We start from the raw sequence: 9,804 nt of genomic DNA on the forward strand, positions 1-9,804 counted from the left end.
GGGGAGCGGCGGGACCCGGCATGGTGGATGTTTCCTCCATCGGCTGGGGTGGCGATGGAGGAAACGTACACTTCAGCGCCGTCCTTCAGCCGCCTAGGGTCGAGTGGCCGGAGTCGCACCCGGTGGTGCTTGTGGTGCATGCAGCTCATTCAGTCCATGCAGTCCATACGGCTCATGTAACCGATGTGGCCCATGCGGCCCGTGTATCCCATGTAGCGCATACGTGAGGGAACGTATGCGGGAAGGCGGTTCAGTATGACCGGCAACGAGACGCCCCGCGGCCCCGTCGACTCGTCCCGCGTCCCGCGGTACGCCGGACCCGCGACCTTCGCCCGGCTGCCCCGGCTCGACGAGGTCGGCGGACGTGCCGATGTCGCCGTGGTGGGCGTGCCGTTCGACTCGGGTGTCTCGTACCGGCCGGGCGCCCGCTTCGGCGGCAACGCGATCCGTGAGGCGTCCCGGCTGCTGCGTCCCTACAACCCGGCGCAGGACGCGTCCCCGTTCGCCCTGGCCCAGGTGGCGGACGGCGGCGACATCGCCGTGAACCCCTTCAACATCAACGAGGCCGTGGAGACCGTCGAGGCGGCGGCCGACGAACTGCTCGGCACGGGCGCGCGCCTCATGACCCTGGGCGGTGACCACACCATCGCGTTGCCGCTGCTGCGCTCGGTGGCGAAGAAGCACGGCCCGGTGGCGCTGCTCCACTTCGACGCCCATCTCGACACCTGGGACACGTACTTCGGCGCCGAGTACACACACGGCACTCCGTTCCGGCGCGCGGTGGAGGAGGGCGTCCTCGACACGGAGGCGCTCTCGCACGTGGGCACGCGCGGGCCGCTGTACGGCAAGCAGGACCTGAGGGACGACGAGAAGATGGGCTTCGGCATCGTGACGTCAGCGGACGTGATGCGACGGGGCGTGGACGAGGTCGCCGACCAGCTGCGCCAGCGCGTCGGTGACCGCCCGCTGTACATCTCCATCGACATCGACTGCCTCGACCCGGCTCACGCGCCCGGCACGGGGACGCCGGAAGCCGGCGGGATGACGTCCAGGGAGCTCCTGGAGATCCTGCGCGGCCTGGCATCCTGCAACCTGGTCTCCGCCGACGTCGTCGAGGTGGCGCCCGCGTACGATCACGCCGAGATCACGTCGGTGGCGGCCTCGCACGCGGCGTACGAGCTGACGACGATCATGTCCCGCCAGATAGCCCAGACACCCAGATAGCCCAGACAACCCAGGCAACCCAGGCAACTCGGATAACCCAGGCGACCCAGGCACCCCGGACGGCCCGGATCGCCCAGAGCACCCAGATCGCCGAGGAGAAGGCAGCGAAGTGACCCACGACCACGACCTGGTGCTCCGCCCCACGGCGGCGCAGACCTCGGCGGCCCTGAACCCTCCTCCGGGGCGCAACGGCGGAGACCTGGTCGTGGAGACCCTGACGGGGCTGGGGGCCACGACGGTCTTCGGGCTGCCCGGCCAGCACGCGCTCGGCATGTTCGACGCACTGCGCCGCTCGGACCTCCGGTATGTCGGCCTCCGGGTGGAGAACAACGCCGGGTTCGCGGCGGACGCGTACGGCCGGATCACCGGCGAGGCCGCCCCGCTGCTGCTCTCGACGGGCCCGGGCGCCCTGACCTCGCTGGCCGCGCTCCAGGAGGCGGCCTCGGCCTCGGCGCCCGTCCTGGCGATCAGCAGCCAGATCCCGACGGCCGGACTGGGCGGCGGCCGCCACGGCTATCTGCACGAACTCCCGGACCAGTCGGCGTCGTTCCGGGGCGTGGTCAAGTCGGTCCACACGGTCCGTACGCAGTCCCAGATCCCGTCCGCGATCGCCGCCGCCTGGCAGTCGGCGCTGACCACCCCGCACGGCCCGGTGTGGGTGGAGATCCCGCAGGACGTGCTGATGGCCGAGACCCGTCTGCCGGTGGTGACGGGTGTGGACGCGACGCCGGAGGAGCTGCCCCCGCGCCCCGAACTGACGGCGGTGGCGGCGGACTTGCTGTCTCATGCCGCCCGCCCGGCGATCATCGCGGGCGGAGGAGTCGTACGGGCGGACGCGTCGGGCAAGCTCCGCCGGCTCGCCGAGACGCTGTCGGCCCCCGTCGTCACGACCTACGGCGGCAAGGGCGCGTTCCCGTGGGAGCACCCGCTGTCGCTCCAGTCCTGGCTGGAGGACCGCCACACCACGGACTTCCTGGAGGACGCGGACGTCCTGCTGGTGGTCGGCTCGGGCCTGGGCGAACTGTCCTCCAACTACCACACGTTCAGGCCCCGGGGCCAGGTCATCCAGATCGAGGCCGACCTCGGCAAACTGGAGTCAAACCACCCGGCCCTGGGCATCCACGGGGACGCGCGGCTGTCCTTGCAGGCGTTGCTGGAGACGGTGGAGCCGCGCGAGGACGGGACGGCGGCGGAGCGGGTGCGGGCGCTGCTGGACCGGGTGCGTTCGCGCATCGCCGGTCAGGAACTCACCCAGGAACAGGATGTGTTGGCGTCGGTCCGCCGGGCTCTCCCCACCCGCTCGCCCTCGTTCTGGGACATGACGATCCTGTCGTACTGGGCCTGGTCGGCCTTCGACGCCCGCTCCCCGAACACCATGCACTCGGCCCAGGGCGCGGGCGGCCTCGGCTACGCCTTCCCGGCGGCGCTCGGTGCCGCGGTGGCCGACCCGACGCAGCCGGTGCTGGCCGTCTCCGGTGACGGCGGGGCGCTGTACTCGATCGCCGAGCTGGCCACGGCACGGCAGTACGACCTGAACGTGACGTGGCTGATCGTGGACGACGGGGGCTACGGCATCCTGCGCGAGTACATGACGGACGCGTTCGGCGAGACGACGGGTACGGAACTGGCCCGCCCCGACTTCGTGGCGCTCGCGGAGTCGTTCGGGGTGCCCGGGGTGCGGACGTCTCCCGAGACGCTGGAGACGGACCTGGCGAAGGCGCTCGGGGCGGCCGGGCCGTCGGTGGTGGTGCTTCCGGCGGTGTTGCGGATGTTCGCGGCGACGCATGGGGGCCAGGGGTGACCCCGGGGACGGCACCGGCACCGGCACCGGCACGGGCACCGGCCTCGGTCTGGGGTCTTGTCGGTCTAGGGTCTTGGGTGACCGCTCATCCGTTCCCCCCTCCCGTGAGGTAAGCCCATGTCCACGCCCGGCCCCGATCCGGCTCTCGCTCACTTCGGACGCGACGGTCTGCGCCGGTTCGCGTTGGCCGGCGCGCACGGCGTGCGGGTGCCGGAAGCGGCGCGGGAGCTGCTGGCGGAGACGGGTGTACCGGTCCACGTGATGCCCTACTTCCGTGCCGCCGAGGAGCAGGACGCGGTGGCGCTGGGGGTGTTCGCGGGCCACCGGGGAGAGGCACCGCCCGAGGGCGACCTGGAGAACTGGGCACGGATCGGCCATGACGGGCTGGCGCAGCTGTGCGTACGGCCGGACGGTGCGGTGCAGGCGGTGTTCCTGGAAGTCGGCGATGAGGACATGTTCGTCAATTCCGCCCCGGCCGCTCTCAACGCGTGCCTCGTGGCTCTGGACCGGGCGCTGCCCGCGATCGCCGCCTCGTCGGGACTGCCGGAGGCCGCCGCGGTCTTCCGGGACCTGAACCAGGAGCTGCGCGGCATCGACGCGGCGGCCTTCGCGGAACGGGAGAGCTGGTGGCCACGGATTCTGGACGACGTACGCCACACCCTCAACTTCCCGTTCTCCGCCGCGTTCGAGTACGTCGACGACTCCGGGCGGAAGCAGATCGTCACCGAGGCGACGGGGCCCGGACGCGCCCACCCCGAGGAGATCGTCTGGCGGCGGCTGGAGCGGGAGGGTGTCACCCCGGACCGGATCCGCCGCGTGTACTGCGAGCTGGAGCCGTGCATGATGCCGGGCCACTACTGCGCCGTATGGATGCAACAGACCTTCCCCGGGGCGGAGTTCACGCACAGCTTCGACTACGGAGGCGACGCCGCCTCCCGGGAACAGGGACTGAAGGAGCTGATCACGCACGCCGCCCGGCAGGCGGGGAACCGGTGAGCGAGCGCGCCTGGGCACGCCCCGCCGCGGGCAGGGAACCGGCCGGGGCCGCACTGCTCGCCTGGCTGGCCGATCCCGTGGCGCCCCGCCTGTGCCTGGTGACCGGGAGCGCGGGCCGCGGGAAGTCGGCGCTGCTGGCCTGGCTGGTGGGTCATGGAACCCGGCCGGGCACGGTGCCGGAGCGACGGGTGCACGGCTTCGTCCCCCTGGCCGGACAGGGCGTACGGGCCACGGTGTGGACGCTGGCCGAGCAGCTGGAGGTGGCCGCACGGGCGCCCGGGGAGCTGGTCACGGCCCTGGCCGCCGATCCGCGCCGTACCGTCGTCGTGCTGCCCGACCTGCACGCTGGCGTCGACGCTGAGGCGTTGGCCGAACTGGTGTCGGAGCTGGCCGGGCTCGACCACGTACGCCTGGTCGTCGAGGCGCGCACCGGCCACGACGCCGTACGTCTGCTGTCACCGCTCGCCCCCGCCGTGATGGACCTGGACGAGCCGAGGTGGACGGATCCGGCGCGGTACGCGGACTGGCGGAGCGCGGAGGGACGGGGCTCGGACGGGTGGGGCTCGGAGCCGGAGACGGGGAAGCCCGTGGACGGGTACGGGGGCGTCGCGGACGGGGACGAGCCGCTGGACCCCGCCGACCCGGTTTCGGTCTGCACGACGGACCCGACGCGCGTCACGACGGCGTACGAGACGGACACCGGCGAACGGGGTGGCCTGCGCGCCGCGTGGCTGCGCGCCGGGCAGTCCCTCATAAGCGACCAGGAGCCCGCCGAGCGCGCCCTGACGCTGCTGGCCGCTCTCGGCGACGGCGCGGACCCGCGCCTGAGGCCGGCGCTGGCCGATCTTGCCGCCTCCGCGCCCTGGAAGCTGGTCTGGTCTCGCGTACGCGGCGATGTCGCCCCACCATGGCCGGGGCCCGCCCTTGCGCTGACCACCGGGGCGGGGCCGCTGGAGGGGCAGTTCGTGGCGGCCGACCACCAGGGTGTGCTGCGCACGGTGTCACTCGGTGATGCCGCCCCCGTCGGCCGGCTGTCCGATCCCGTCCCCGAGGCCGTGGCGCTGGGTGCCCTGCCGGACGGAACGGTGGCGGTGCTGGACGCACAAGGGCAACTGCACACCCGTCGGCTGCCGACCGCGCCGCGTCCCTCGGGGCTGGCCGCGCTCCTCGACGACGGGCCGGCGGTGGGCGAACGCGCCGTGGAGGTACAGCGCGCCCGGCTGGAGGGGAGGCGGGGCACGGCGGTCTCGGCCTCGGGGTACGCGAGTGCTGTGGCGGACGCGGCGGGGTTCGTGTCCGTGGTGCCCTTCGGCGAAGAGGCATCCGTACAGCACGCCGCGCAGCTTCACGAGAGTCGTGTCACCGCGCTGGCCCTCGTGGACGTGCCGGTCGGCGACTCGGGCTCGGGGGAGAGCGTCTCCCTGGTGTACAGCGGCGGAGCGGACGGCCGGGTCCGTGCCTGGGGCCCGGGCACCGAGCCCTTGGCCGTGCCGGTGGCCGAACGCCCCTGCGCGGTGGTGGCCTTGGCAGCGACGTACACGACGTCCGGTCTCGTACTGGCGATCGGCTGGGCGGACGGCCTGATCGAGCACCGTCGACTCGACGTCGGCGAGACGCGGACCGTCCACCCCGGCGTGCCGGTCAACGCCCTTGCGCTGACCCCTGCCGAGCACCTGGTGATCGGTACGGACGAGATGGTGATCTGTCTGAGCCCTCGCTGACACCCTTTCAACTTCCTGCTCCGCCTCCCCGTTCGACCAGAAGTCGGGTTGACGAACGCTTGCTCGATAGCGAGAGTGAAGGGAGTTGATCGCTGAGGGGGAGCGGCGCGTGGGGAAAAAGCTGCCCGACGAGCTTGTCGAGGTGCTCGACCTGGTCGGTGTGCAGTGGCCCAACATCGACGAGGACGAGGTACGCGACAGCGCCAAGGACTACCGCAACCTTGCCGAAGGCATACGGGACGTCATCACTGAGGGGAACAAGGCCTGTTCCCATATCGTCGGCGGGCGGAGCAAGGGCAAGACGGTCGACGCGATAGACCGCCGCTGGGGCAAGCTCACCACGAAGGACCTGACCACCTTCGCCAAGTCCCTCGACGAGTTGGGTGACGCCCTCGACGACTGCGCGGGCTTCATCGAAGGCTGCAAGATCGCCTGCATAGCCGAGCTGTCCGCGACCGCGGCGACGGCCACCGCCGGAATCGTCGGCATGTTCTTCACCGCCGGCTTGAGCGGCCTGCTCAGCGCCGCGGCGATCGCCGCCTGTCGCCTCGCCCTCCACGAGGCCATCGACTACGCGATCGGGAAGATCACCGAGATAGTCACCGAGAAGATCGAGGCCAAGATCCTCGGCAAGATCGAGGACGTCTTCACCGACCGCCTCGACGCCGGCGACGAGGACCTGTCCCGCTACGCGTCCGGTGGCTCCGACATGGCCCAGGACCTGGTCATCGAGTTCGACGAGTTCGACAAGGCCACCGGGGACTACGGAACGACCCGCGAGAACTTCGACAAGAAGAAGGGCACCCACAAGACCGGAGGCGCCAAGCGCCGCAGCTCGGTCAAGAAGGACAGCCGCTTCCACAAGCTCGCCGACGTCATGGACAAGTGCGAGGACGCCGTCGACAAGAAGACCGACGAGACGGTCGACGTCCTGGAGAAACACGGCGGGTCCATCGACAAGAGCAAGAAGGACCACAAGGAGCAGGACAAGAAGACCAAGCGGGACATCGACGGGTGCGACAGCGGTGATGTCCGCATGTACCTTTTGAGCACCGATGGCACTGTCCAGCGCCTGGATACCGACGGTGAGCTTCACCGCCTCGACAGCACTGACAGAGCGCGTCTGGACGGTGTCCTTGACAACGGCAGAGCCTGGCGGCCCGTAACGCGGCGCGACCAATCAGACACGTCAGTTCCCGACGCGCATACTGGCAAGGTTCGATCCACCAAGGTTGATCCCTATGCGACCGATCTTGGCCAGGCCACTCAGCTTGCTCGTTACGCCCGTAATGACTACAAGGGAAACAACTACGCCGCAGGCCGGTACATCGACCCCGATGGCAGGGGCGAAAGCATTCTTATCGGCTACAGCGAAAAGAGCCTGCACTCCGAACGCTCCATCGGTTATCCGCTCCTGCACAATGGAAAACAGTCAGGCCTCAAAGAGGTATTCACGGAGCGCGCCCCATGTCAACTTAAACCAAGTTGTGAGCGGTGGCTGGATCTTCATTTTCCAGATGCCAAGACGGTCCATCACACTAACGAGTATGATCAGACGATCCCTCGTCATCGCCGTGATACAGAGCACAAGGATTACATGGAAGAACTTCGTAAGGCGCATGGTCGTTAATATCGCCTCCTGTTCCTCTACGGCAAAAAGGTCTCTGCAATGAGCTTCGCAGTTTCACCAGGTGAACTTCTGGGTGCATTCGGCCTGTCCGGCATCGTGTACTTTCCGCTACATGAGGCGTCAGGCGGCAGTCTGGACACGCGCACCGCCGAATTTCTTTGTAACGTCGGCCTTCCGGATGATTTCTATTTCAAGTCGAAGGCCAGTGCTGGACAAGAAGAATCAATCAATCTGGCCGAGTGGTTTGGCCCCGGAGATGGAACCCTGCCCGAAGAGTGTCGGGCATGGTTGGTGCTCAGCTACTTCGCTGCTTCCGTCATCGCGCTCGACCCTGAGACCGGCAAAGTGTATGCCTTCGGCGAGGGGGAGCCCCTGGACTCGTACGTACACCTCCACCGCGATGTCGAATCCCTCGTTTATGCGCTGTTCTTGTTCAAGAAGTTCGAGAAGAGCGATCATGAAGATGCTGATGTCGAGGAACAAGTCGAGCGACTGCGAGCCGAGATCGAGGCCTTCGATCCGTTGCCGTTCGAGAACGATCAGTCCCAATGGAATCTCGTCCTTGATGAGGTGATCGAAGGTATCTGGTGATCGCTGAAGAACCGGACCGGGTCGGATCCCGGGAGGCTGGCCCGACGTGATGCGGCGGCACACCCTGAACTTCTCCGTTACTGCCTCTCAGATAGTGCAGGCTTACGGGCTGACCAACGTTGTTTACTTTCCCCGGTTCCCGGCCGTCGAGTACGACTTGCGGACGGCAAATTTCCTGAGCCATGTAGGCCTCCCTGACTCCGGCGTCTTCCGCTCCCGGATGGACGTCGAAGCCTTCTGTGAATCCGGAACGGACGCCATCACTCTGGGCAGGCGTTTTGACTCGCAGCGTCTTTATTGTCCGCCGGAGAGTCGGCCGTGGTGGAAGCTGAGCTATTTCTTTACATCCCTCGTGGCCCTCGACCCCAAGTCGGGCAAGGTGTACGCCTTCCCGGAGGGCTCCATGGGGTACATCCAGATCCATCGGAATGTCGAGTCCTTGGTGTACGCCCTCATCGAGTTCCGGAAGCTCGAAATTGACCACGAGAATGGTGTGGATCCCGAGGAGCTCGCGGTGCGCTTCAAGGAAAAGGTAAGCGCCTTTGATTCGATCCCGTTCGCTGACGAAGAATCGCAGTGGAACCTATCCTTGGAAGAGCTTCAGGATGGCATTTGGTGAGGGTCTGAGAGGAGGAGCAAGCGAGGCTGAGGCGTGCTGTTCAGAATCGACCACTGCGCCCTGCTGCAGGTTGCCATGCGCTCGCGATCTCAGCGAGTGGGTGGAACTTTTAGATAACCTCGAAGGTGGCATTTATACATAGCCTCCCCGGTGTGGCTCGGCTAGTATTCCAGCCGTAGACCGTGACTTGGCTTAAGGTGACGCCGGTCTGTGGGGCTCGGTCTGACGGCGGCGGGCTACCGAAGTCCGGGCTCGTGCCCCATGCGAGATCTGGCAAGATCCGCTTGTGAGCCAATCCATGGTGACTTTGCGCAAGCTTGCGCTCAACGACTGGCAAGCAGTGCACTCCTGGGCCAGCCTTGAGGAGGCTTGTCGCTACCAGCCTTGGGGGCCGAACACCGAGGACCAGACGCGCGCGTTCGTGCAAACCGCCGTCGAAGCCTGGTCGCACGCCCATCAGCAGAGATTCGTCTACATTGCTCGCTTCGAGAACGAACTCGTCGGCATGGGTGAGCTGCACATTCGTAGCCGTCGCCATCGTCAGGGCGAAATCGCTTACATCGTGCACCCGAGGGCCTGGGGGCGTGGCGTGGGCACGGCGATCGGACAAGAGCTTCTGTCGCACGGGTTCGGGGAGTTGGGGCTTCACCGAATCTATGCGACCTGTGACCCCCGCAATCTCGCGTCGTCTCGGTTGCTGGGCAGGCTCGGCATGACGTACGAGGGGCGGCATCGGCACACCGCGTTGATCCGGGACGGCTGGCGGGACTCCGAGATGTTCAGCATCCTCGAAGCGGAATGGCGGCCGAGCCCTGGTGATTGATTGTGATCTTGTTGGTTGGGGGCCTGCTCGGGCAAGGGTGTGGCCACCGTTGATCATCGGCGTGTGAAGACAAATGATCATGCGGTGGCCGCAGGTCACAGCGTAGATCCGTCCGCTGGCAGGAGGCATTCGAGGGCCCGATGGACCGGGTGCTCGGACCGGCACCTGACAACGGCCTTTACGCCTACCTCACCCACCTGCAGCTGTCCTGCACCCCGCTCTCCTGTGGCCTGGACCTTCCCTCCGCGGATGACGAGGACGGACTGACCAGATGGGTCTCCGCACACGTGGACTGGTGACCTTCTGCAATGGCCGTCGGCTCAGGTGGGGACGCCGTTGGTCTTGAGGGCCTCGATGAAGGACGACCAGCCGGGGGCCGAGAAGAGCAGGGCGGGGCCG

8 protein-coding genes are annotated in these 9,804 nt (G+C 67.7%); all 8 read left to right on the plus strand.

The genetic code is table 11. From position 1 onward, the window contains the following. Positions 1-255: 255 nt before the first annotated feature. The 8 genes from speB (at position 256) to FNH04_RS33865 (ending at position 9,405) form a co-directional block, all read left to right on the plus strand. On the plus strand, positions 256-1,224 hold the full coding sequence (gene speB, locus FNH04_RS33830) for an agmatinase (protein ID WP_152789671.1): 969 nt from the start codon (positions 256-258) through the stop codon (positions 1,222-1,224). Positions 1,225-1,333: 109 nt separating this feature from the next. Then, positions 1,334-3,025, plus strand: a complete 1,692-nt coding sequence (locus FNH04_RS33835; RefSeq protein ID WP_322724626.1) for a thiamine pyrophosphate-binding protein — start codon at positions 1,334-1,336, stop codon at positions 3,023-3,025. 117 nt (positions 3,026-3,142) lie between these two features. Further along, positions 3,143-4,021, plus strand: a complete 879-nt coding sequence (locus tag FNH04_RS33840) for a nucleic acid/nucleotide deaminase domain-containing protein (RefSeq protein WP_152789672.1) — start codon at positions 3,143-3,145, stop codon at positions 4,019-4,021. After that, the gene (locus tag FNH04_RS33845) at positions 4,018-5,742 is read left to right on the plus strand and encodes a WD40 repeat domain-containing protein (RefSeq protein WP_322724629.1); all 1,725 of its coding nucleotides are present in this window, start codon (positions 4,018-4,020) and stop codon (positions 5,740-5,742) included. The genes FNH04_RS33840 and FNH04_RS33845 overlap by 4 nt, the downstream gene beginning before the upstream one ends. 109 nt (positions 5,743-5,851) lie before the next feature. Continuing rightward, positions 5,852-7,372, plus strand: a complete 1,521-nt coding sequence (locus tag FNH04_RS33850; protein ID WP_322724630.1) for a WXG100-like domain-containing protein — start codon at positions 5,852-5,854, stop codon at positions 7,370-7,372. Positions 7,373-7,411: 39 nt separating this feature from the next. Continuing rightward, positions 7,412-7,963, plus strand: coding sequence for an SUKH-4 family immunity protein (locus tag FNH04_RS33855; RefSeq protein ID WP_152789674.1), 552 nt, complete (start codon positions 7,412-7,414; stop codon positions 7,961-7,963). A gap of 49 nt (positions 7,964-8,012) precedes the next feature. Beyond that, positions 8,013-8,582 (plus strand): SUKH-4 family immunity protein, encoded by a 570-nt coding sequence (locus tag FNH04_RS33860; RefSeq protein ID WP_152789677.1) that lies wholly within the window; start codon positions 8,013-8,015, stop codon positions 8,580-8,582. A gap of 286 nt (positions 8,583-8,868) precedes the next feature. Next, complete coding sequence (locus tag FNH04_RS33865) at positions 8,869-9,405, plus strand: GNAT family N-acetyltransferase (RefSeq protein WP_322724631.1); 537 nt, start codon at positions 8,869-8,871, stop codon at positions 9,403-9,405. The last annotated feature ends 399 nt before the right edge of the window (positions 9,406-9,804 follow it).

Source organism: Streptomyces phyllanthi, from assembly GCF_009377205.1.
Lineage (GTDB): Bacteria > Actinomycetota > Actinomycetes > Streptomycetales > Streptomycetaceae > Streptomyces > Streptomyces phyllanthi.